The sequence below is a fragment of the Virgibacillus sp. W0430 genome (genome assembly GCF_051846935.1).
In the GTDB taxonomy this organism is placed as follows: Bacteria; Bacillota; Bacilli; order Bacillales; family Amphibacillaceae; genus JBPYCR01.
In genome coordinates this window covers 26,785-49,312 of record NZ_JBPYCS010000002.1, presented here as the reverse complement: position 1 = coordinate 49,312, position 22,528 = coordinate 26,785, and the positions used below count along the sequence as shown (strand labels likewise).

Below are 22,528 nucleotides of genomic sequence, written 5' to 3'. Positions count from 1 at the left end.
CGTTGAGTAAGATAAAACCCGCAAGACAAACTAAGCATGAGTAATCACAGTGAGCGTATGTTAGCTTCTGAAATATACACCTGCAATTACGTTTATTAATCTTGTTTTAAATATAAATATAAACAGAAAAACGTCTAGATTAATGGTAGAATAGAAAAAGAATAAAATACGATTAACGGTAATAAAGGAAGTGTACATATGTTTGAACAACAAATTCGCGGTTCAGTAGAAGTCATTTGCGGCAGTATGTTTTCAGGAAAGTCAGAGGAGCTTATTCGGAGAATTCGTCGGGCAACGTATGGTAATTTAATTGTACGTGTATTTAAGCCAGCAATTGACGATCGATATGCTGACACAGAAGTTGTATCACACAATGGGACAGCTTTGTTCGCCCTTTCTGTTACAAAGGCCGCAGAAATATGGAATCATGTAGATGAAACAGTGGATGTTGTTGGAATAGATGAGGCGCAGTTTTTTGATGAAGAAATTGTCCATATCGTTAATGAGCTTGCTCAGAATGGCAAGCGTGTAATTGTCGCTGGTCTAGATACGGACTTTCGTGGAGAGCCATTCGGCCCAATGCCAGAAATAATAGTGTCGAGTGAATCAATTACAAAGCTGACTGCGATCTGCCCAGTGTGTGGATCTGCTGCAAACCGTACGCAACGACTTATTAACGGGAAGCCAGCATCGTATGATGAACCCGTTATATTGGTTGGTGCTTCCGAATCCTATGAGCCTCGCTGTCGACATCATCATGAAGTGCCGAATAAAAAGAGAAGGCCAGAAGCGAATGCACCAGCGAAGGTTTAAATGCTATTTAAAACATATACAGGTATTATTTTAGATTAAGTTAAGGTGATTTTTGACCGCGTATAAACGTGTATACTATAATTGTATTGTTAATTAAAAAGAGGTGAAGTCTTGCATGTTGGATCGATTACAAACGTTGGAAGATCGTTACAATAAGCTAAACGAGCTGCTGAGTGATCCAGACGTAATTAGTGACACGAATAAGCTAAGAGAATACTCAAAGGAACAGTCCGGATTGCAAGCTGTCGTTACCGCATATCGGGAATATAAAACCGTGTCAACGGAGCTAACAGACGCAAAAGCAATGCTGGATGATGATTTAGATACAGAAATGACTGAAATGGTAAAACTAGAAATTAATGAGCTTTCTTCTCGTAAAGAAGAGTTAGCAGAGCAAATGAAAATACTTCTATTGCCGAAGGATCCAAATGATGATAAGAACGTTATTATGGAAATTAGAGGAGCGGCAGGCGGTGATGAAGCAGCACTGTTTGCAGGAGATTTATACCGTATGTACTCCCGTTTTGCCGAAAACAACCGTTGGAAAACAGAAGTTATTGAGTCACATACGACTGGAGTCGGTGGGTATAAAGAAATAATTTTTATGATTAACGGGAATGGTGCGTACTCCAAACTGAAATATGAAAATGGCGCACATCGTGTGCAGCGTGTACCAGAAACAGAATCCAGTGGTAGAGTGCATACTTCGACTGCAACGGTAGCAGTTTTGCCAGAAGCAGAAGAAGTAGAAATTGAATTAAACGATAACGATATACGTGTAGATACCTTCGCATCAAGCGGTCCAGGCGGTCAAAGTGTTAACACGACGATGTCTGCCGTCAGATTGACGCATGTGCCAACAGGTATTGTTGTTTCCTGTCAAGATGAAAAGTCACAGATAAAGAACAAAGAAAAGGCAATGAAAGTATTGCGTGCTCGGATTTACGATAAATTTCAACAGGAAGCACAAGCGGAGTATGATGAAAATCGAAAGTCAGCGGTAGGGACAGGAGATCGTTCCGAACGAATTCGTACGTATAATTTTCCGCAAAATCGGGTTACAGACCATCGAATCTCTCTTACGATTCAAAAGCTGGATCAAATTTTGGAAGGAAAGCTCGACGAGTTTATCGATGCTTTGTTAATGGAAGAGCAAACGAAAAAGCTAGAGCAAATTGGAGAGTAAAATGAAGGAAAGCAAGCAATATGAAGTCCTCAAATGGGCTTCTCTTTTTTTAGAAAAACACAACCGGGAACAACGGGTTGCCGAGCTTTTATTGCAGCACTTTTTAAATGTATCACGATCAACATTTTTTACGATGATGCATGAACGTGTGCCGACGCACATAAAAGAAAAATTTGAGCATGCCATTAGGGAGCATGCACGAACAGGGGTACCGGTTCAGCATATAACAGGTTTAGATGTTTTTTATGGGCGAGAGTTTATTGTAAATGAACATGTGCTCATACCTCGTCCAGAAACGGAGGAGCTTGTGCATGCCGTGCTTCTACAAGTGAAGTCGATGCATGTAGATGAGCAATTGACAATTGTTGATGTCGGAACGGGGAGTGGTATAATTGCTATAACTTTAGCATTAGAGCTTCCTTATGCGAAGGTGTATGCTACCGATATTTCTCCAAATGCATTACAAGTAGCTAAACGAAATGCAAAAAGCCTAAATGCACCTGTTCATTTTATGGAAGGCGATTTTCTACAGCCACTTGTAGAAGGTGGGATTCAACCACATATAATTGTTTCAAACCCGCCTTATATAGACTGGGAGGAAAAAAGAGCGCTGGCAGATACGGTGAAAAACTTTGACCCTGAACTGGCCCTGTTTTCTGATGAGGAAGGGCTTGCGTCTTATAAAGATATTATTACACAATCACAACGAATTAAGAAAAGACTCCACCTAATTGCTTTTGAAATTGGACATGAGCAAGGAAGTGCGGTTTGCACATTGTTGAGCAACGCTTATCCTCGTTTAACTACTTCCATCGTAAAAGATATTAATACGAAGGAACGCATTGTGCTCGGTCATTAATGCTCGTTTATATCGTATGACTATTTATGAACATGCAACGGTATGACGCTTAATTAATAAAAATGGTTTCGATCATCCTTTACGATGATTGAAGCCATTTTTTAGGTTGTGTCAATTTTATACGTATAAAAATAATAGATTGCTAGTTTAAAAAAGGGAAACGCTGTCCATACTTTTCATAAGTAAATGGAAGGAGCTATCCATCAATGAAAAAGGTAATTGTCTTAATTATTTTCATCCTAATTTTTACAATGCTACCATATAAGTTTTTCCCGACAAACACCGTACACTCCACGTACGATTATCAAGTGATCCCAGACGATGCAATTCGTTTGCGTATTTTAGCCAATAGCGATGAAGACAAGGACCAACGATTAAAACAAACCATTCGCGACGAGGTGAATGCAGAGATTACAAGCTGGGTTGAAGAGATGTCTACTATAAATGATGCGCGCCATTTAATTCAGTCGCGATTACGAGAAATTGAGAAAATTGTCCACTCGGTAGTACGAACAGAAAATCAACAGCTGTCTGTAACTGTTGAATACGGAAAAAACGTATCTTTTCCTATGAAGCTGTATGGTTCATATATTTATCCACCTGGAGAATATGAAGCCGTCCTTATTACGTTAGGCGAAGGAAAAGGATCTAATTGGTGGTGCGTTTTGTTTCCTCCACTTTGTTTTTTAGACTTTTCAAATGGTACAACGGTTGCCGAAGATGAAAATACAGACGACGAAGCATCGGCTAAAGACCAAGAAAGAGATGAGGACGAGGGAATCGAGAGAAATAGCGAAGAAAAGGAACCATTAGAACATAGCACGGAGACGGACGATACAGAAGAAGATATAGACGTACAATTTTTTCTGTTTGAGTGGCTCGGATGGACATAGATTTCAATAAAACTGCATAGACTAGTAAAGAATATCGGATTGAGCTGTAATTAAAATAATTCGAGGTGATACGATGAATATTATGCCAGCTACCCGTGCATCGGAGCACACACTTGCTCATTTTTTAGAACGAAACATAGAAATTAAAAAGGAAACATTACTTTATTGCGGCTACGTTGTTGAAATCGATGGGAAAATTGAAGGGTGTTTTAGCATTGAGCAGATGGAAGAAGGGGTATACTGGTTAAAGCAGTTGTACATCACAAAAAACCATGCAGCTAGACTCCCGTATTTGCTTGAAGGCATTTTAACATTAGTAAAAAAGAAGCAAGCGAAAGTAATCTATGTTCATAGTCATCAGCCTGTTATTGATATATTACTTGAAGCGTTGCAATTCCATCCGCAAAAAGGGAATGTGTTTGCGGGAGAATACCCAAAGACCCAAGGAAACTGGTGGTCGTATAACGTTTCGTAACAGGGTAGAGATTATTTAGATAGACTACTACATGATGCTTACAACGAGATCGTCCAAAATGATAACCATACGAAAAGCCTGTTGTCTCAAATGACGTAACAGGCTTTTTTTATATGTTTCTTGTTTCCTATAACACCTTATTAAAAAGCTTTAATGAATTCGGCGACAGCTGCAGCATATTAAAAAAGCGTATATGCATTAAAGGACGAGGTGAACTTAATAATCGTTCATTTTGTTTTGCATAGTATGAGTAACATGTTTGTGGGGGAACAGATGCGCGAATCTAACTAGATAATATGTGATCAATTTTACTTCGAACGATATACACATGAATAACACCGTTGATTTTCACTGCAGGTGGATGCTTTCCGCGGGCACGGCTTCAGCCTCCTCTGCGGTCGGTAGGAATCAATACTAAAATTAACGAATACAAAGAGAGGTTTTTTAACTTCTTAAAATAACACCCACAAATACGTGACTCAATCAATTTGTAGCTTGTTTTTGCTAAAAATACGCAGATCAACTAAAATGTAAATGACAGAAAAGAGGGCAGAAACAGGATGCAAACGAAACGATGGAACGTGACAAATGAAAGCAGTAGTAAAGCAGCGATAATAGAAGCAGCCGTCTTGCTTAAAGAAGGTTTGCCTGTTGCATTTCCAACGGAAACGGTATACGGATTAGGAGCTGATGCAACAAGCTACAATGCCGTTGCTAAAATTTTTACAGCAAAGGGGCGACCACAGGATAACCCATTAATTGTACACATAGCAGAAATAAAACAGCTGGACGAATTTGCCGTGCACATACCTTCCTATGTACTGCCGTTATTGCGAGCGTTTTCCCCCGGTCCATTAACGTATATATTACCTAGTAACGGAAAATGTGCAACAAACGTAACCGCTGGATTGGATACGATAGCAATTCGGATTCCGAATCATCCAATTGCCTTACAACTGTTGCAAGCGGTACAGCTTCCAATAGCAGCTCCAAGTGCAAATTTATCTGGAAAGCCAAGTCCAACTACCGGCGCACACGTATGGAACGACCTGTACGGAAAAATTGCTGGCGTACTAGATGGCGGGGCGACTGGCGTAGGAGTGGAATCAACAGTAATTGACTGCACAGGCGATTCACCAGTGATTTTACGACCAGGAGGCGTTACAAAGGAGCAATTGGAGAAAGTAGTAGGACCTGTTAAGACTGACCCGGCACTAAATAATGAAAATAAGAAGCCAAAGTCTCCTGGAATGAAGTACAAACATTATGCACCAGAAATTCCTTTATGGTTAGTTACCGGATCAGCATCACACATGCAGAAGGTGATTCGGCAAGAACAGGATAACGGAAAACGAATTGGTGTGTTAGCAAGCACAAAAACGATCGCTCAATTAGAGGCTGATCAGCTAAAACCTTTAGGTGACAATCCCCAAAAAATTGCAGCGACATTATACGATGCACTACGAGCTTACAAAAAAGAAAGCATTGACTTAATTATTTGTGAAACATTCCCCGAAACAGGGATTGGACAAGCTATTATGAATCGGCTGAAAAAGGCAGCAACACGTATACTATAATCACGTAATGTGCGTTTATCGAACGATACGTATTGAATTTACGCTCATATTAATTGAAAAAATTAAAAATAAGACCGCACATTTCACGCTTGTATATCATTCTACAGCAATTTTTCATAACCCTTCCTTTGCATGCATATAGTTAATAAGCATGTCCAAGGAGGGGTTTTCATGGCATTCGTTCAATTAGGCGAATTTACTACGTTGGTTTTTATGGCGGTAGCATTAGGCTTAGATGCATTTTCCGTAAGCTTAGGATTAGGAATGAAACGTCCACGCTTAAAAAGAATTGCACTGATTGGGCTGCTTATTGGGTCATTTCATATTCTTTTCCCTCTAATTGGTATTTTAGCTGGGAAAGTAATAGCAGAAAAGATCGGACAATACACCGTGCTTGGAGGCGGTCTATTACTAGTTGGCATCGGAGCACATATGATATTTTCTGCGTTTAATCAAGAACCAAAGCGTAGTATAAATTCATCTGGAATCCATTTACTACTGTTAGCCTGCTCTGTAAGTATTGATAGCTTTTCGGTTGGATTAAGCCTTGGGATGTCGAATGCAAAGACGATAATGGCAATTATCCTATTTGGCTCTATAAGCACGATCTTAACATGGGCAGGAATGCTACTTGGGAGGAAAGTCCGAGGCTATCTTGGTGCATATAGCGAAATCTTAGGTGGAAGTATTCTTTGCGCGTTTGGTATGTACATATTGTTTAGCTAGTACGCTTCTATCGCTATCCCTTATTTTGACTCTATTGCAAGTATACGCATTTAAAAATCGGAAGTATGATCATTCCTCGGTTTCTGCTTCCATATGCCACGGTACAATTCCTATTTTTGTGCAGTATGTATATGTCCTCGCTTCCACATTAATTTCTCAACGGTAATTCGATAAACGTAAACAGAGCTGCGTTTAAATCAACAGCTAGTCTTCCGGCTGCCCATTTTTGTTTTCTGACAAGATTACTCGCCTTATGGTATATTTAAGAGACGATGAGAACACGGAGGATTTAATATGAACATCTTGTTTGTTTGTACAGGAAATACGTGCCGCAGTCCTATGGCTGAGGCATTACTAAAAGACAAAATTCCAGAAGCGTCCGTTCAATCAGCTGGAATTTATGCTGGGGAGAAGGAACCTGCTAATCCACAAGCAATTCAAGCATTAAAAAAGCGGGGTATTTACCATGAACACCGTTCCCAACCAATTACAGAAAGCTTATTAGAGTGGGCGGATATCGTACTCGTAATGACAACCCAACATAAGCAAGTATTAATTATACAATTTCCGAATTTTCAAAATAAGTACTTTACCCTAAAAGAATACGTTTCCGAAGCCGATAAAAAAGTATGGGATGTACTGAAAAAGTCCTATGCAATGTTGGAAGAAAAGCGAGCTCTATTTATCCAAAAAAATAAAAAGCTTAGTCCAGATCAGTTGGATACTGCAGTTAGACAGCATTTGAAAAAAGATATGCAAAATATTCGACGGTTGGAAAATGAATTAATTAATTATGATATTTCCGACCCATTTGGTGGCGATCTGCGAGTATATGAGCAAACAATGGTAGAATTGGACAAATATATCGCTTTACTAGAGAAAAAAATTAACCATAGATAGGGGAACGGAAATGAGGAAAAAATACCGCTTTAATTTACGCAGAAAATTAGTATTGTTTACAACTGTATTAGCCATTATTACGTATTCATGCAGTGCAGCATTTATTTATCTTATTTATGACTACATCCAGTCCTTGCTTGCAATTCCGGAGCAGCTTTATATTATAGTTGTGTTAGTACTAGGGATTATTTGGTCTGGCATACTTGCATTTATTGCAGCTCGAATTATTACGAAGCCTCTGCAGGAGTTAGAAGTAGCAGCAACGAACGCAGCTGAAGGCGATTTAAGACAAACGATTAATATTCCGAAATCTGACGATGAGATTCGCTCCCTTAGTATTGCTTTTGATTCAATGCTGAAAAACATTACAAATATCGTACATAATATTGAGACAAACTTTGAACATACGAATAAAAATGTAATTCAAATGAAAAAAGTAGCAAATGAAGCGGCACAGCATTCGGAAATGATCAGCTCTTCATCGGATGATATTTCAAAAGGCGCAGTCAGTTCCGCTGAAGCAATACAAGAAACAGCAGAAGCAGTTGAAGAAGCAACAAATCTGGCTGAAGAAGTTCAAATGAAAGCAGATCAATCAAAACAAAAATCAAATGAAATGCTGAAAACGTTAAATAAAAGTAAAGATGTGGTAAACAGTTTAGTAGAGGGAATCCAGACATTAGCTACTGAGCAGGAAGCTTCCTTAAAAGATGTAGAGCATTTAAAACAAAATGCACAGCAAGTTGAATCTATTATTACGATGGTAGGTGAAATTGCCGAGCAAACAAACTTGCTCGCACTTAATGCTTCAATTGAGGCTGCAAGAGCAGGGGAGCATGGACGCGGGTTTGCTGTTGTGGCAGAGGAAATTCGAAAGCTTGCAGACCAGAGTGCTCAAGCTGTACAGCGCATTTCTGATTTGATTGTTTCTATTCAAAATGGGGTAAGCTTAGTTGTTAAGCAAATCAATGACAATGTCGATCATGCGAACAAAGAAGCGGAAAGTGGTGCCAACACGAATAATGCGATTGAACAAATGTCAGGCTCCGTAAACGACGTTGCAGCTGAAGTCGATACGATTACAACTCTTGTTACGAAACAGCTGCAATCCATTCAAGCGACAGTAAAGCAATCACAGGAAGTAGCTGCAATTGCAGAGGAAACATCTGCCGCTTCTGAAGAAGTTAATGCTGCGGTACAAGAGCAGTCAAGTACAATCGAGGAAGTAGATGCATTAGCTAAGCAGCTCGAGGAGCAAGCACAAAATTTAAAGAAGCAAATCAATCAGTTTAAAATGTAAGCAAAATGGATTAAAATTTAAATACATGTAATTTTAATTAAGCGATGGAAAGGATGCAGACAACAATGAAAGTAATCCTAACTGCAGATCATGCAGGTATGACTATACGTAACGAAGTGATTAGCCTGCTCGAAGAAAAAGGTATTGAATATGAGGATACTGGCTGTGACTGCTCAAGCTCTGTTGATTATCCAGATTACGCTTTGCCTGCGGCGAAACGAGTAGCCTCAGGAGAATTTGATCGTGGAATTTTTATTTGTGGTACGGGAATTGGCATGTCCATTGCAGCAAATAAGGTAAAAGGTATTCGCTGCGCATTAACGCATGACGTATATAGTGCTAAATTAACAAGACAACATAACGACTCAAATGTTTTAGCTTTAGGGGAACGTGTTGTAGGTCCAGGATTAGCTCGTGAAATCGTCAACGTGTGGCTTGAAACGGAATTTGAGGCAGGTCGACATGCAAATCGAATTGGCAAAATAGCGACTTATGAAAGCGATTCCGAATAGATTGAAATCGGACAATTGTACTTAGTGATGAAAGAACTACGGTAATACGTTGAGAGAAAACTAAAAAAACATTTGATTATTAAGGTACAATTTGCTTAAAAAAGCAACGCTAAGCTAAACTGGCAAAAACGGAAATTACTGTCAAGTGCTTCAAAGGATAGTGGAGGGATTTAATCACTTATACCAATGCGTGCACTTATTAGTTACTAGGAACGAAAGGTGGCGACTCCAGCGGGAAAAGCATGCGTCTTGAGACCCCAGAGGAACTGGTTTTCTTCCGAGGAGGCTCAAGCCATGCCCGCGGAAAGCGTTCGCCTGTAGTGCAAAGTAGCGGGTATAACCTACCCGATTATTGCTATAGAAACAATTCGAAACAATAGGCGGAATAATAACGCCTAAACATAATATACGAGGGTGAACGTTTGTGAAACAGCTTCTTAATCAGATAACAAATGACATGCGAGCGATCGTTTCTGAATGGAACAAAAGTGGCCATTTACAGCGTGGTCACTTATTTGTAATTGGTTGTTCAACAAGTGAAGCTGCTGGGGAGAAGATCGGTACGTCTGGCAGTGAAGAAATAGCGGCCGTTATTTATACAGAGCTAGAAAAGCTGCAGCAAAAAACAGGAATGCATCTCGTATTTCAATGCTGTGAGCATTTAAATCGAGCACTCGTGCTGGAGCGTGAAGCCGCCCAAAAACTCCAGCTTGAAGAAGTTTCTGTTATACCAGCTGTTCAAGCTGGAGGGTCAATGGCGACGTATGCTTTTAAACAATTGACGGACCCCGTTGTTGTCGAGTCGCTCCAAGCACATGCAGGGATCGACATCGGAGATACGATGATCGGCATGCATTTGAAGTCTGTAGCCGTACCGCTTCGCTTTCAACAAAAAATGGTCGGAGAAGCACGAATTACAGCGGCACGAACACGTCCTAAATTAATTGGTGGTGTCCGTGCGTGCTATCGCTCCGAACCACCCAATGAACGATACTGAAAGATAGGTAAAACGTTTGTGAGCAAGCATGAACTATTTATTGTCGTTTATTTCTAAAATATGGTTTACTTATTTTGCTCATCGATTAGATCCGTTTTCTCATAACGCCTTACCTAATTTAGGAAGTTTTCAAACGTTTAATTTCACCGACAAATACATGGCCCAATAAAAATGTAGATGAAACGACCCTTTTAACCAATTGGATTAATAGGGCGTTTCGCCTTTTTACAATGAAATTATGAGTATCCGGAAAATAGTGTACCAGGAGAAATTTTCTAACATTCCGCTCATGGAATACACACGCTTTCCGCGGGCAAATGGTGAGTCTCCGTGTGCGTGAAGTGAACTTCCTCCGTGGAGGCTCAAGCATGTCTGCGGAATCGTCCGCCAGCAGTGGAAGGTAACGGCGTTACGCTCAAAGTGTTATTAGGTAGATTGAAAAAAAATTAATAGAAAAATGGTTAAGACTAAACCTATTATACGAGGGAGGGTGACTATGTGTTTAATCCACTTTCAGCTTCATGCACATTCGAATTATAAATTAATATTAGTTGCAAATCGTGATGAATTTTACGACCGTCCAACTGCAAAAGCGCACTTTTGGACGGATTTCCCCAATCTATTAGCAGGCCGTGATTTGCAACGAATGGGTACATGGCTTGGCATTACTAAAGCGGGCCGTTTTGCAGCTATAACAAATTATCGTGATGCGATGCAAATGGATAGTCCGCGTTCACGAGGCGAAATTGTCGCTAATTATTTAAAAACCGATTATACACCGGTCGATTATATAGAAAAACTAAGATACAACCGCGCTCAATATAGTGGATTTAATTTACTCGTAGGTACTGCCGACTCCTTGTATTATTATTCTAACATAGAAAACAAAATGTCATTCATACGCCCAGGTACACATGGCTTAAGTAACCATCTTTTAAACACTCCTTGGCCAAAAGTTGTAAAAGGAAAAGAAAAGCTGAAGGCGTACACGACTCCTAAACGAGTAATTAGCCAGCCAAAGGAACTATTTGAAACAATCTCGGATACGACGGAAGCAAGGGATGATGATTTGCCTTGTACAGGGGTTGGTCAATCATTGGAGCGTAAGCTATCGCCTCAATTTATCCGTATGTCGAATTATGGAACACGTGCGATGACCATTCTTTTAGTCGACAAAAACGATCACGTATGTTTCATAGAAAAAACATTTACGCATGGAACGTTAACAGATGAAAGAAAATATACATTTTATGCACGCTGAACTGCGAATCTAGCAGGAAAAGCATGCGTCCGAAAATCGTTATCGTGACACGATAGTGGAACGATAACAGTTGAGACCATGTCTGCGGAAAGCGTCCACCTAAAGCGGGAGTCAACGGTAGAGGAAATCATAATAAATAGGCATAGACGCAACATGTACGACTATGGCAATTTTTTAGAAAAAACGCATTACTACTAGCATCACACTAATAGAAATGTTCGAATGTATTAAGGGTGACGATAACGTAACGCTATACAAAAGTGAAGTTATCGTACTCCGTCATATAGTACCGACAAATACGTGACACAATTATTTTAGTTACGATACATGAACATTTGGTCTTTTTTTGGTATGATAAAACAGTATTCGTTTTGAAATCGGTAAAATACAGGAGGATCTGGAAATGGAACATTTAAAGCGTGATGACCAAGAATTGTATGAAGCGATTCAGGCAGAAAAAAAGCGGCAACAAGAAAAAATTGAACTCATTGCCTCGGAAAACTTTGTCTCTGAAGCAGTAATGGAAGCACAAGGCTCCGTGTTAACGAATAAATATGCAGAAGGCTATCCTGATAAAAGATATTATGGTGGCTGTGAGCATGTCGATGTCGCAGAAAACTTAGCAAGAGACCGTGCCAAAGAAATTTTTGGCGCCGAACACGTAAACGTCCAGCCACATTCTGGTGCACAAGCAAATATGGCGGTTTATTTCACCATTTTAGAGCTTGGGGATACTGTATTAGGAATGAACTTAAGTCATGGTGGTCATTTAACCCATGGAAGCCCTGTAAACTACAGTGGGAAGTTTTATAACTTTGTCGACTATGGCGTGAATAAAGAAACGGAAGTAATTGATTATGAAGATGTTTTAAATAAAGCAAAAGAAGTACAACCGAAGCTAATTGTTGCTGGTGCAAGTGCCTATTCCCGCGCAATAGATTTTGCCAAGTTCAGAGAAATCGCTGATGAGGTTGGTGCTTATTTATTAGTGGATATGGCACATATTGCAGGATTAGTCGCAGCAGGCTTGCACGAAAACCCAGTTCCATATGCAGATTTTGTAACGACAACAACACATAAAACGTTACGTGGACCTCGCGGTGGTATGATTTTATGTAAAGAAAAATTTGCAAAACAAATTGATAAAACAGTCTTTCCAGGCATGCAAGGTGGCCCGTTAATGCATGTAATCGCAGCAAAGGCAGTTTCCTTCAAAGAAGTTCTAACGGATGATTTTAAAGCATATGGGAAACAAATAATTGCAAACGCAAAAGCATTAAGCGAAGCACTAACAGACGAAGGCATTCGAATTGTATCCGGTGGTACCGATAACCATCTTCTCCTTCTTGATGTTACACCACTTCAGCTGACAGGTAAGGTTGCAGAAGAAGTATTGGACAAGATTGGTGTCACAACGAATAAAAATACAATTCCATTTGATCCAGAAAGCCCATTTGTAACGAGTGGGGTGCGTGTAGGAACAGCGGCAGTTACTACGCGTGGCTTCAAAGAGACAGATATGGAAGAAGTCGCTAAAATAATTTCGTTGACGTTAAAAAATCATGATGACGAGGAAAAGCTTCAGGAAGCGGCAAAGCGTGTATTGGAATTAACGAGCAAATTTCCCCTTTACGTATAAAAAGCAGCTGCTTCATTTTATTGAATAATTTTATAGGAGCTGGCAGTAGCATACGTTTGTATCGGTTACTGTCAGCTGTTTTTATGTCCATAACAATACAACTTTAGTAAATAGCGTCTGAAACGCTTGACAAAATTAAAGGGATATCGACGCTTGAAAGCTGTATGTTTTTTCTGTACAATTTTGTCGATGGACAAAAATAGAGAGGATGAATTGTAAGTGGGTAACGTATTTGTACTGAATCATCCATTAATACAACATAAATTAACGTACATACGCGATAAAAATACTGGAACAAAAGAGTTTCGAGAGCTTGTCGATGAGGTTTCTATGCTCATGGCATTTGAGATTACGAGAGAGCTTCCACTTAAAGAAATTACTGTAGAAACACCGGTTACAGAAGCAAAAGCTCACATTCTATCTGGAAAGAAAATCGGCTTAATTCCGATTTTACGTGCAGGCTTAGGGATGGTAGATGGAATGTTAAACCTTTTACCAGCTGCTCGTGTAGGACATGTCGGCCTTTATCGTGATCCCGAAACATTAAAGCCAGTAGAATATTATATTAAGCTTCCTTCTGACATTGCGGAACGCAAGCTAATTGTTCTCGATCCGATGTTAGCAACAGGCGGTTCAGCTAACGACGCGATTGATTCCTTGAAAAAACGCGGGGCAAAGAGCATAAGCCTAATGTGTTTAATTGCAGCTCCAGAAGGTGTGGAGCTTATTAAGGAGAATCATCCAGATGTCGATATATACTTAGGTGGCCTGGATGAAAAGCTCAATGAAAAAGGGTATATCGTTCCAGGGCTAGGCGATGCCGGGGATCGGTTATACGGTACGAAGTAGATACGAATTTCCACTTACGATCGGTTTATTAAGATCGAATAATTGTTAACGCTGCATCTTTTTAAGAAAAAAAAGCGCGAACGGAGATAGCTGGAAGCTAACAATATATATTGGAGTGAAACGTAGGAATGAATAAAAAAATTAAAGTGATGTCGATTTTTGGTACAAGACCTGAAGCAATTAAAATGGCACCGCTCGTATTGGAATTGAATAAACGTGCAGATGAGTTTGAATCAATTGTCACTGTTACCGCACAACATCGGGAAATGCTTGACCAAGTACTTGAAATTTTCCAAGTAACTCCGGACCACGATTTAAACATTATGAAAAGCAAACAATCGTTAGCACAAATTACGACAAGAGCACTTGAAGGCTTGGATGAAGTAATGAAAGAAACGAAGCCAGACATCGTACTTGTACATGGGGATACGAGCACGACGTTTGCTGCTTCATTAGCTGCATATTACAATCAGATTGCGATTGGTCATGTTGAAGCAGGCTTACGTACGTGGGATAAATACTCCCCTTATCCAGAAGAAATGAACCGACAGCTAACGGGAGTTATGGCTGATTTACACTTTGCACCGACAGAAAAGGCAAAACAAAATTTGCTGAATGAAAATAAAGATGCAGATCGAATTTCTGTAACGGGAAATACTGCGATTGACGCATTAAAAACAACCGTTGATGAGGGCTATAGCCATCCGATGCTTACTGCGATTGAAGGCAAGCGGCTCGTTTTAATGACCGCCCATCGCAGGGAAAACTTAGGGAATAATATGCAACAGATGTTCCGAGCAATTAAGCGGCTTGTCGAAGCACATGACGATATTCGTGTTATTTATCCCGTTCACTTAAATCCAGTCGTCAAACAGACAGCAGATGAAATATTGGGCAATGATGACCGCATCCAGCTAATTGAACCACTCGGTGTTGTTGATTTTCATAATTTTGCGGCTAGATCGCATTTGATTTTAACCGATTCCGGCGGTATTCAAGAAGAAGCACCATCCTTAGGTGTTCCAGTACTCGTTTTGCGCGATACTACCGAGCGACCAGAGGGTATTGATGCGGGGACATTGAAGCTTGCTGGAACGGAAGAGGATACAATCTTCAACATGGCAAACGAACTATTGTCTGATCAAGCTGCATATGAAAAAATGGCGAAAGCTGCGAATCCATATGGCGATGGCCAAGCCTCCAGCCGTATTGCAGATGCTATCCGTGCTTATTTTAAAAAGTAAAACAAAACAGCATCACTTAATTTTCGTTCCACTCTCGTTTTTTTCGTGCATATAAGTAGAAAAATAAAGAAGTTAGGCACTCCAATTTAATTGGAATTGCTTAGCTTCTTTTTTTGGTTTGTTGTTCGGTTCAGTCATGTTTTGTAGTTTTTTGATTTTGAGAAACTAAATATACAGAAGAAGCTTACAACACATGCATATTTCTCTTTATATTCTAGAAACTAAGAAAAGCGATAAGTGCGCGGGGAAAATATCGTGCCAAAAACGATGAAAACTAGCTTATTATAAACTTTGTATTTTATCGTCCCTTCGTCTATGCTTCCATTTTTAGCAAATAATTCCTTTTATTAGAGGCAACAGGAGGTTGATCTATGATGCGTATACGTATCCTTTTACTATTTCCAATGCTTTTGCTTATAATTCCATCGCACGCTGCTGCACTAGAAAAGAACGACGTTTCAATTATTGTTGAAGTAGAAGGAGACCCACATACATATGCACGAGATATTGAGTTGCAGTATCCGTTTTTACGTGTTGTAGCAACCTATGACACACTATTTACAGGGATTGCAGTACAGGGATCGCCGGAAAAGCTGGCAAAAGTAGCTAATCAAGACTTTGTTAAAGTAGTTCATCCAGTACATACATATAAATCAATGATAAACGATCGGTATCTGGAGGAAATAGGTGAAGAAGGGAATGGTTTTGTACTCGCAGAGCAAATGAATACGACAGATTTTACAGGAAAAGGAGTTAAGGTTGGCGTAGTAGATACAGGTATTGATTACACCCATCCAGATCTAGCGGCCAATTATTCTGGTGGCTATGATTTAGTCGACTTGGACGATGACCCGATGGAAACATTGCCTTCAGAAGGAATACCGACATCTCATGGGACACATGTTGCCGGAATAATTGCTGGGAATGGCCAACTAAAAGGGGTAGCACCAAATGCAGCACTTTATGCGTATCGTGCATTAGGTCCGGGTGGAGCAGGAACATCAATTCAAGTGATCGCAGCAATGGAACAAGCTGTAAAGGATGGCGTAGACATAATAAATCTTTCGCTTGGCAATACTGTAAATGGGCCAGATTATCCGACAAGCAAAGCAGTAAATCGTGCAACAGAACTTGGCGTGGCAGTCGTAATTGCCAATGGAAACGACGGACCGGCGAATTGGACGGTCGGCTCACCGGCAACAGCAACGGCAGCAAATGCAATTGCTGTTGGAGCAGCGACACATCCGCGCAAGGTTGCATATTTATATGAAACATTACATAAAAAACAAATTCCGTTAACGCCACTCATCGGCTCTTCCCCTTGGAAGTTTGAAAAGGATTATCCTATTGTCGAGTTTAATACCGAAAAAAAAGTAGCAAATAGTATTGTCGTTATGGAGCATTCCGACGGCTCTATTTATGACTCGATAAAGCATGCAGAGGAACAAAGAGCAGTGGCAGTCGTTGTTTATAATGAGGAAGACGAGCTATTTCCCGGGAGTATAGCAAATGAAAAAGCTCCGCTCCACATTCCTGTCGCTGCAATTCGAAAAGCTGATGCAGAGTGGATTGCTAAACAGCTAGAAGGACAAATACTTTATTTGGAAACGCTTTATGAAAAGCGGGAAACAGGAACCGCATCTTTTAGCTCACGCGGACCCGTCACGACAAACTGGCACATTAAGCCAGATATTCTTGCCCCAGGAACAAATATATTAAGTAGCATACCTGGCGGCTATGATGCACTTAATGGCACAAGTATGGCAGCTCCACATATTGCTGGTGCAATCGCTGTGCTCAAGGAGGCAAAACCGGATTGGACGAACGAGCAAATAATTGGAGCTTTAAAAACAACTGCACATCCAATTAAAGAGGATGGTAAGCTTTTTGATCCAAATGTTCAAGGTGCCGGGATTATGGACATCGAACAAGCACTACGAGCAGATACAATACTTACAAACTCGTTCCTTACCTTTGGCAAAATGAATGAATACAAAGAAGAGAACGAAACATTTGTAACGATAGAAAATGTGACAAATAAACCGCAGCAGTATCGTTTTCATATACCGAAAAAGAAGCAAGGATTACAGTGGAATTTGCCACAACGTTTTACAGTAGAGGAAGGAGAGCGAAAAGAAATTCCAATTAAGCTAGCAGTAATCCCTTCCCTCCTGCCAGATGGAATTGTACAGGATTGGCTCGTGCTTGAAAATATTCGTACGAGCAAAACGTATCATCTACCTTATTTATTTGTGAATCGGACGGCCGATTATCCAAAAGCTGCTGGATTCCATTTCGGCTTAAAACCATACACGGATAATACATATGCATATCAACTATATATGACGGAGCGGGCAAAGGAAGTCGCTGTTCATCTATATGAAGCAGAATCGTTACTCTATGCAAAAGAATTGCTTACATTGAAAGAGGTTAACGTCGGCTTAACGGAGGGGGAAATAGATAGGGTACACGTGAAGGCTGGGAGTTACACAGCTGTCCTTACCTTTCAATTAGAAAGTGGTACGTTTGCAAGCCATGTACAAGAAATACGTATTGAAGATTAACCGGAGTGCCCTCGGTCACTCCATGAACCAACAACGCAATTTACACTTTATATATCGTTGAATAGCAATTGTTGATGAAGTACGAGACCGTACCGCATTGGATGATTAAAATCAAATCGCAGCTGGAAAAATGGAGAGAATTGAAGGTTGTATACTTTTCACAAAATTGTTCACAAAAATGTCAACCATTCGACATGTTACTTCCTTTATAATGACTAAGGGACGTGACTAGAAAAGCCAAAAACGTCCTATTTAAATTGCTGTCCGTGAATCCCTTATAACTAATTGACATTGCGGTATAGCTAAGGTAGAATTGCAAAGTGTGGAATGTAATAATTATACTGCATAACTGTGTGCCTTTAACACAATTATAGGTAAGTATTTTGAAAGGCGGCAAATGTCGGAATAGCAAGTGAAATGTGTCTGATTTTGCGCTGTATATTCTACAAGCTTTACTGATTTTACAGAAGAGAAGAGTGAAGAATGTTGAATTATGAAACAATGGCTGTTCGACAACGCAAATGGATGCTCTATCTTCTCGCACTCTTAGTCCTTGGGGCAGGATTTACACCTTACACGACTATTTTTTTAGGACTTGCTTTAGGAAGTGTTATTAGCTTCTACAATTTGTGGCTAATGCAAAAGAAAATAAACGATTTTTCTGAAGCAGTTGAAAAAAAACAAAAAGCAAAAGGTCTTGGCACACTGTCCCGGTTAGCCGCTGTTGCTTTAGGTGTGATTATCGTATTACGGTTAGAAGAAAATATCGATATCATCGCTTTTATCGTAGGGTTAATGACAGCATATGTTGTCGTTATGGTTGATTTTATTTTGTTTAACAGATAGGGAACTCCCCACTGTTTAGAAGAAAGGTGCTACCCATTACTGAGTGGCTGTCTTATTCTTCGTCTAACAAAACTGGTCTGAAAGCGGGGTGAATTGAATGGATCATGGAGCACCAATTGTAGAAAACGTATTTGGTATTTCTTGGCTTGACTTCAACTTGTCTAACGTGTTGATGATTGCCGTTACATCGCTTATCGTATTTGTACTTTGTGTATTAGGAGCCCGAAAGATTGAAATGAAGCCGTCGGGTGCACAAAATGTTATGGAATGGATTCTTGATTTCATTAAAGGCATGATTAATGACACAATGGATTGGAAAACAGGTAAAGTATTCCTGCCATTGGCACTTACATTATTTACGTATATTTTAGTTGGCAACATGCTTGGTGTAATTACAAATGGTGTATTTGGGGATGAGCTGTGGTGGAAATCACCGACTGCCGATCCAGGTATTACGCTAACCTTGTCAACAATGGTTATTTTATTATCGCATTTTTATGGCATTAAGCTTCGCGGCGGAAAAGAATATTTCCTGGATTATTTCAGACCGATCCCGGTATTGTTTCCGATTAAGCTGATCGAAGAATTTGCGAATACGTTAACACTCGGTTTGCGTTTGTTTGGTAACCTATATGCTGGAGAAGTTTTGTTGGCATTATTAGTTGGATTAACAACTTCAGGAGTTTTCGGATTCCTAGGTGGAGCAATCCCGTTCCTCGCATGGCAAGGATTTAGTATCTTTATCGGGGGAATTCAAGCATTTATATTTACAATGCTAACGCTCGTGTTTATTTCACATAAAGTAAGTAACGAGCACTAGGGGTAAATGAAAGCAATTTGAATCACTTTACATTATATGCATGAACCAGCTTTAATTTGATTAAAACTGGAATTAAATTATAAAAGTTATAAAAACAATGAGGAGGAATTATATTATGGGAGCTTTAGCAGCTGCAATAGCAGTAGGATTAGGTGCACTTGGTGCAGGTATTGGTAACGGTTTGATCGTAAGTCGTACAGTTGAAGGGATTGCTCGTCAGCCAGAACTTAGAGGTCAGCTACAAACAACAATGTTTATCGGGGTTGCATTGGTTGAAGCGGTACCGATCATTGGGGTAGTTATCGCATTAATCGTTATGTAACACGTTTTTAACAAATGGCGAAGCGGATATTAATACCTTCGCCGTTGTTTATACTTGGCTCAAATTAAATGCGTTTTGACATATACTTATCTGTTGTGGAAGGAGTGAATTCTGTGCAAGCACTTACCGATTATACACACGTATACGCTGTGTTGGGTGGACTTCGAGTTGGAGATATGCTCGTTCAGCTGTTGTTCTTTGTCGTTTTACTAATTTTAGTCCGCAAGTATGCCTGGGGTCCTGTTATGGACATGATGAAAAAACGGGAAGATTATGTTGCTGGCGAAATCGAAGCAGCAGAAAAAAGCCGTGCAGAAGCGGAAAAGGCATCGAAAGAAGCTGTTGAACAACTAAAGCAAACGAAGCAGGAAGCACAAAAAATGATCGAAGATGCCAAAAATGCTGGAGTTAGACAAGAGCAGGATATTATTCAATCGGCTCGTCTAGAAGCAGATCGAATTAAAAAGGCAGCACAAGAAGAGATTGAAAACGAAAAAGAAAAGGCAATTCAAGCACTTCAAGATAAAGTGGCTTCATTATCCGTTTTAATTGCAAGTAAAGTAATTGAGAAGGAAATTAGCGCACAGGATCAAGATAAATTGATCAATGAATATATTAAAGAGGTAGGAGAAGAGCTATGAGTGAAGCCGTAGTTGCCAAACGTTATGCAGATGCTCTTTTTCAACTTGGCGACGAAAAAGCTACATTAGATCAATTAATAGAAGAGTTACGCGTCGTAAAAGAAGTTCTAGAAGTGAATGATAGTCTTGTCGTTTTCCTGAAGCACCCTAGAATTACAAATGAAAAAAAGAAGCAGTTTCTCGATGAAGTTTTTCAAGGAATTCAGACAGATATTTTAAATACATTAAAAATTCTTGTCGAACGTCAGCGTGTGGAACTCGTTCCATCCATGATTGATCATTTTATCCAATTATACAACGATGCAAAAGGCATTGCCGAAGCAACTGTATACTCTGTTCGAGAACTATCAAAAACAGAAAAAGAAGATTTAGCAGCTTCTTTTGCCCAACGATTTAACAAGAATACGATTAAAATTAAGAATGTTGTTGACTCCGACTTAATTGGCGGAATGAAAATACGGATTGGAAATACGATTTACGATGGTTCTATTAGCGGTAAATTAAAGCGAATTGAACGAAATATCGTAACTGCAAACTAATGAAGATAGGGGTGAAATGGTATGAGCATTAAAGCTGAAGAAATCAGTACACTGATTAAACAGCAGATCGAATCGTTTGATTCAGATATTGAAGTAAGTGATGTCGGAACTGTAATTGAAATCGGTGACGGGATTGCACGTGCACATGGTCTTGATAATGTAATGGCCGGAGAACTCGTTGAATTCTCAAACGGTGTTATCGGAATGGCACAGAACCTAGAGGAAAGTAACGTTGGTATTGTTATACTAGGTGCATATACAGAAATTAAAGAAGGCGATGAAGTTCGCCGTACTGGTAGAATTATGCAAGTACCTGTAGGGGAGGAACTTTTGGGTCGTGTAGTTAACCCGCTAGGTCAACCAATTGATGGGAAAGGACCAGCAGAAACGACAAAAACACGGCCAATTGAATCACCAGCTCCGGGTGTAATGGATCGTAAGTCCGTTGACGAGCCACTACAAACGGGTATTAAAGCAATTGACGCCCTCGTACCAATCGGAAGAGGACAGCGTGAGTTGATTATAGGAGACCGTCAAACAGGTAAAACTACGGTAGCAGTTGATACCATTTTGAACCAGGCAGATCAAGACATGATTTGTATTTACGTAGCAATCGGTCAAAAAGAGTCAACCGTTAGAAGTACGGTTGAAACATTCCGTCGCTATGGCGCTTTGGACTACACAATTGTAGTATCCGCGGGTGCATCAGATCCTGCTCCATTACTATACTTAGCACCTTATGCTGGTGTAACAATGGGTGAGGAATTTATGTATAACGGCAAGCACGTGCTTGTTGTTTATGACGATTTATCAAAACAAGCTGCAGCATACCGTGAGCTTTCCTTGTTATTGCGTCGTCCTCCAGGTCGTGAAGCATTCCCAGGGGATGTATTCTATCTACACTCACGTTTACTAGAGCGTGCTGCTAAATTGAGTGATGCACGTGGCGGCGGTTCATTAACTGCTCTACCTTTCGTTGAAACACAGGCAGGCGATATTTCTGCATATATTCCAACGAACGTTATTTCAATTACAGATGGACAAATCTTCCTGCAGTCAGACCTTTTCTTCTCAGGAGTTCGTCCTGCGATTAACCCTGGTTTATCTGTATCTCGTGTAGGTGGATCGGCACAAATTAAGGCGATGAAAAAGGTAGCAGGTACATTACGTCTCGACCTTGCTGCATTCCGTGAGCTTGAAGCTTTTGCACAATTTGGCTCTGATTTGGACAAGGCAACGCAGGCACGATTAAATCGTGGGGAACGTACAGTCGAAGTGCTTAAGCAAGGACTTCATAAGCCATTAGTTGTTGAAAAGCAAGTAATGATCATTTATGCCTTAACAAAAGGCTTCTTGGACGATATTCCAGTTGAAGATATTGTTCGCTTTGAAGAAGAATTCCATATTTGGATGGATAGCAACCGCGAGGAATTGCTAACATCTATCCGTGAAACAGGAAACCTTCCTGACGATAAAGATATGGCTGAAGCAATTGATTCATTTAAAAAGACATTTTTACCAACTGAAAAATAATGAGCCTTTGAAAATAATCTTATGGAAGAAGA

General features: G+C 40.0%; 22 protein-coding genes. All 22 read left to right on the top strand.

Going from position 1 to position 22,528, the window contains the following annotated elements; all coding sequences use genetic code 11:
• Positions 1-198: 198 nt before the first annotated feature.
• The 22 genes from ACLIBH_RS01405 to atpA all read left to right on the top strand — a co-directional run bounded on the left by ACLIBH_RS01405 (position 199) and on the right by atpA (position 22,496).
• Complete coding sequence (locus ACLIBH_RS01405) at positions 199-813, top strand: thymidine kinase (RefSeq protein WP_439314888.1); 615 nt, start codon at positions 199-201, stop codon at positions 811-813.
• Between the two features lie 115 nt (positions 814-928).
• Positions 929-1,999 (top strand): peptide chain release factor 1, encoded by a 1,071-nt coding sequence (prfA, locus tag ACLIBH_RS01400; protein ID WP_439314887.1) that lies wholly within the window; start codon positions 929-931, stop codon positions 1,997-1,999.
• A 1-nt stretch (position 2,000) separates the two neighbouring features.
• Positions 2,001-2,858 (top strand): peptide chain release factor N(5)-glutamine methyltransferase, encoded by an 858-nt coding sequence (gene prmC / locus ACLIBH_RS01395; RefSeq protein ID WP_439314886.1) that lies wholly within the window; start codon positions 2,001-2,003, stop codon positions 2,856-2,858.
• Between the two features lie 206 nt (positions 2,859-3,064).
• The gene (gene spoIIR / locus ACLIBH_RS01390) at positions 3,065-3,751 is read left to right on the top strand and encodes a stage II sporulation protein R (RefSeq protein ID WP_439314885.1); all 687 of its coding nucleotides are present in this window, start codon (positions 3,065-3,067) and stop codon (positions 3,749-3,751) included.
• Positions 3,752-3,824: 73 nt separating this feature from the next.
• The gene (locus tag ACLIBH_RS01385; RefSeq protein ID WP_439314884.1) at positions 3,825-4,226 is read left to right on the top strand and encodes a hypothetical protein; all 402 of its coding nucleotides are present in this window, start codon (positions 3,825-3,827) and stop codon (positions 4,224-4,226) included.
• Between the two features lie 560 nt (positions 4,227-4,786).
• Positions 4,787-5,803: an L-threonylcarbamoyladenylate synthase gene (locus ACLIBH_RS01380; RefSeq protein ID WP_439314883.1), complete on the top strand. Its 1,017-nt coding sequence runs from the start codon at positions 4,787-4,789 to the stop codon at positions 5,801-5,803.
• 171 nt (positions 5,804-5,974) lie between these two features.
• Positions 5,975-6,529, top strand: coding sequence for a manganese efflux pump MntP (locus tag ACLIBH_RS01375; protein ID WP_439314882.1), 555 nt, complete (start codon positions 5,975-5,977; stop codon positions 6,527-6,529).
• A gap of 294 nt (positions 6,530-6,823) precedes the next feature.
• Entirely contained in the window at positions 6,824-7,429 is a 606-nt protein-coding gene (locus ACLIBH_RS01370) for a low molecular weight protein arginine phosphatase (RefSeq protein ID WP_439314881.1), read from the top strand.
• A gap of 10 nt (positions 7,430-7,439) precedes the next feature.
• Positions 7,440-8,729, top strand: coding sequence for a methyl-accepting chemotaxis protein (locus tag ACLIBH_RS01365; protein ID WP_439314880.1), 1,290 nt, complete (start codon positions 7,440-7,442; stop codon positions 8,727-8,729).
• Between the two features lie 65 nt (positions 8,730-8,794).
• The gene (gene rpiB, locus ACLIBH_RS01360; protein ID WP_439314879.1) at positions 8,795-9,241 is read left to right on the top strand and encodes a ribose 5-phosphate isomerase B; all 447 of its coding nucleotides are present in this window, start codon (positions 8,795-8,797) and stop codon (positions 9,239-9,241) included.
• A 457-nt stretch (positions 9,242-9,698) separates the two neighbouring features.
• Positions 9,699-10,238 (top strand): TIGR01440 family protein, encoded by a 540-nt coding sequence (locus tag ACLIBH_RS01355; protein ID WP_439315020.1) that lies wholly within the window; start codon positions 9,699-9,701, stop codon positions 10,236-10,238.
• A gap of 496 nt (positions 10,239-10,734) precedes the next feature.
• Positions 10,735-11,499, top strand: a complete 765-nt coding sequence (locus ACLIBH_RS01350; RefSeq protein ID WP_439314878.1) for an NRDE family protein — start codon at positions 10,735-10,737, stop codon at positions 11,497-11,499.
• 403 nt (positions 11,500-11,902) lie between these two features.
• Positions 11,903-13,138: a serine hydroxymethyltransferase gene (gene glyA, locus ACLIBH_RS01345; RefSeq protein ID WP_439314877.1), complete on the top strand. Its 1,236-nt coding sequence runs from the start codon at positions 11,903-11,905 to the stop codon at positions 13,136-13,138.
• Positions 13,139-13,357: 219 nt separating this feature from the next.
• A complete protein-coding gene (gene upp, locus ACLIBH_RS01340; RefSeq protein ID WP_439314876.1) occupies positions 13,358-13,987 on the top strand; it encodes a uracil phosphoribosyltransferase in 630 nt (209 codons plus the stop codon).
• A 128-nt stretch (positions 13,988-14,115) separates the two neighbouring features.
• Positions 14,116-15,231, top strand: coding sequence for a non-hydrolyzing UDP-N-acetylglucosamine 2-epimerase (wecB, locus tag ACLIBH_RS01335; protein WP_439314875.1), 1,116 nt, complete (start codon positions 14,116-14,118; stop codon positions 15,229-15,231).
• 371 nt (positions 15,232-15,602) lie between these two features.
• Complete coding sequence (locus ACLIBH_RS01330) at positions 15,603-17,795, top strand: S8 family serine peptidase (protein ID WP_439314874.1); 2,193 nt, start codon at positions 15,603-15,605, stop codon at positions 17,793-17,795.
• Positions 17,796-18,278: 483 nt separating this feature from the next.
• Entirely contained in the window at positions 18,279-18,641 is a 363-nt protein-coding gene (locus tag ACLIBH_RS01325) for an ATP synthase subunit I (protein WP_439314873.1), read from the top strand.
• A 97-nt stretch (positions 18,642-18,738) separates the two neighbouring features.
• Positions 18,739-19,461, top strand: a complete 723-nt coding sequence (gene atpB / locus ACLIBH_RS01320; protein ID WP_439314872.1) for a F0F1 ATP synthase subunit A — start codon at positions 18,739-18,741, stop codon at positions 19,459-19,461.
• A 115-nt stretch (positions 19,462-19,576) separates the two neighbouring features.
• On the top strand, positions 19,577-19,783 hold the full coding sequence (atpE, locus tag ACLIBH_RS01315) for a F0F1 ATP synthase subunit C (RefSeq protein WP_439311583.1): 207 nt from the start codon (positions 19,577-19,579) through the stop codon (positions 19,781-19,783).
• A 176-nt stretch (positions 19,784-19,959) separates the two neighbouring features.
• On the top strand, positions 19,960-20,424 hold the full coding sequence (gene atpF / locus ACLIBH_RS01310; RefSeq protein WP_439315019.1) for a F0F1 ATP synthase subunit B: 465 nt from the start codon (positions 19,960-19,962) through the stop codon (positions 20,422-20,424).
• A complete protein-coding gene (locus tag ACLIBH_RS01305; protein ID WP_439314871.1) occupies positions 20,421-20,963 on the top strand; it encodes a F0F1 ATP synthase subunit delta in 543 nt (180 codons plus the stop codon). The genes atpF and ACLIBH_RS01305 overlap by 4 nt, the downstream gene beginning before the upstream one ends.
• A gap of 21 nt (positions 20,964-20,984) precedes the next feature.
• Positions 20,985-22,496: a F0F1 ATP synthase subunit alpha gene (gene atpA, locus ACLIBH_RS01300; RefSeq protein ID WP_439314870.1), complete on the top strand. Its 1,512-nt coding sequence runs from the start codon at positions 20,985-20,987 to the stop codon at positions 22,494-22,496.
• Positions 22,497-22,528 lie beyond the last annotated feature (32 nt).

What these genes read in the sequence shown, in the direction of transcription:
- ACLIBH_RS01405 (WP_439314888.1), top strand. Translation starts at nt 199, where the DNA reads ATGTTTGAACAACAAATTCGCGGTTCAGTAGAAGTCATTTGCGGCAGT.
- prfA (WP_439314887.1), top strand. Translation starts at nt 929, where the DNA reads ATGTTGGATCGATTACAAACGTTGGAAGATCGTTACAATAAGCTAAAC.
- prmC (WP_439314886.1), top strand. Translation starts at nt 2,001, where the DNA reads ATGAAGGAAAGCAAGCAATATGAAGTCCTCAAATGGGCTTCTCTTTTT.
- spoIIR (WP_439314885.1), top strand. Translation starts at nt 3,065, where the DNA reads ATGAAAAAGGTAATTGTCTTAATTATTTTCATCCTAATTTTTACAATG.
- ACLIBH_RS01385 (WP_439314884.1), top strand. Translation starts at nt 3,825, where the DNA reads ATGAATATTATGCCAGCTACCCGTGCATCGGAGCACACACTTGCTCAT.
- ACLIBH_RS01380 (WP_439314883.1), top strand. Translation starts at nt 4,787, where the DNA reads ATGCAAACGAAACGATGGAACGTGACAAATGAAAGCAGTAGTAAAGCA.
- ACLIBH_RS01375 (WP_439314882.1), top strand. Translation starts at nt 5,975, where the DNA reads ATGGCATTCGTTCAATTAGGCGAATTTACTACGTTGGTTTTTATGGCG.
- ACLIBH_RS01370 (WP_439314881.1), top strand. Translation starts at nt 6,824, where the DNA reads ATGAACATCTTGTTTGTTTGTACAGGAAATACGTGCCGCAGTCCTATG.
- ACLIBH_RS01365 (WP_439314880.1), top strand. Translation starts at nt 7,440, where the DNA reads ATGAGGAAAAAATACCGCTTTAATTTACGCAGAAAATTAGTATTGTTT.
- rpiB (WP_439314879.1), top strand. Translation starts at nt 8,795, where the DNA reads ATGAAAGTAATCCTAACTGCAGATCATGCAGGTATGACTATACGTAAC.
- ACLIBH_RS01355 (WP_439315020.1), top strand. Translation starts at nt 9,699, where the DNA reads ATGCGAGCGATCGTTTCTGAATGGAACAAAAGTGGCCATTTACAGCGT.
- ACLIBH_RS01350 (WP_439314878.1), top strand. Translation starts at nt 10,735, where the DNA reads ATGTGTTTAATCCACTTTCAGCTTCATGCACATTCGAATTATAAATTA.
- glyA (WP_439314877.1), top strand. Translation starts at nt 11,903, where the DNA reads ATGGAACATTTAAAGCGTGATGACCAAGAATTGTATGAAGCGATTCAG.
- wecB (WP_439314875.1), top strand. Translation starts at nt 14,116, where the DNA reads ATGAATAAAAAAATTAAAGTGATGTCGATTTTTGGTACAAGACCTGAA.
- ACLIBH_RS01330 (WP_439314874.1), top strand. Translation starts at nt 15,603, where the DNA reads ATGATGCGTATACGTATCCTTTTACTATTTCCAATGCTTTTGCTTATA.
- ACLIBH_RS01325 (WP_439314873.1), top strand. Translation starts at nt 18,279, where the DNA reads ATGTTGAATTATGAAACAATGGCTGTTCGACAACGCAAATGGATGCTC.
- atpB (WP_439314872.1), top strand. Translation starts at nt 18,739, where the DNA reads ATGGATCATGGAGCACCAATTGTAGAAAACGTATTTGGTATTTCTTGG.
- atpE (WP_439311583.1), top strand. Translation starts at nt 19,577, where the DNA reads ATGGGAGCTTTAGCAGCTGCAATAGCAGTAGGATTAGGTGCACTTGGT.
- atpF (WP_439315019.1), top strand. Translation starts at nt 19,960, where the DNA reads ATGCTCGTTCAGCTGTTGTTCTTTGTCGTTTTACTAATTTTAGTCCGC.
- ACLIBH_RS01305 (WP_439314871.1), top strand. Translation starts at nt 20,421, where the DNA reads ATGAGTGAAGCCGTAGTTGCCAAACGTTATGCAGATGCTCTTTTTCAA.
- atpA (WP_439314870.1), top strand. Translation starts at nt 20,985, where the DNA reads ATGAGCATTAAAGCTGAAGAAATCAGTACACTGATTAAACAGCAGATC.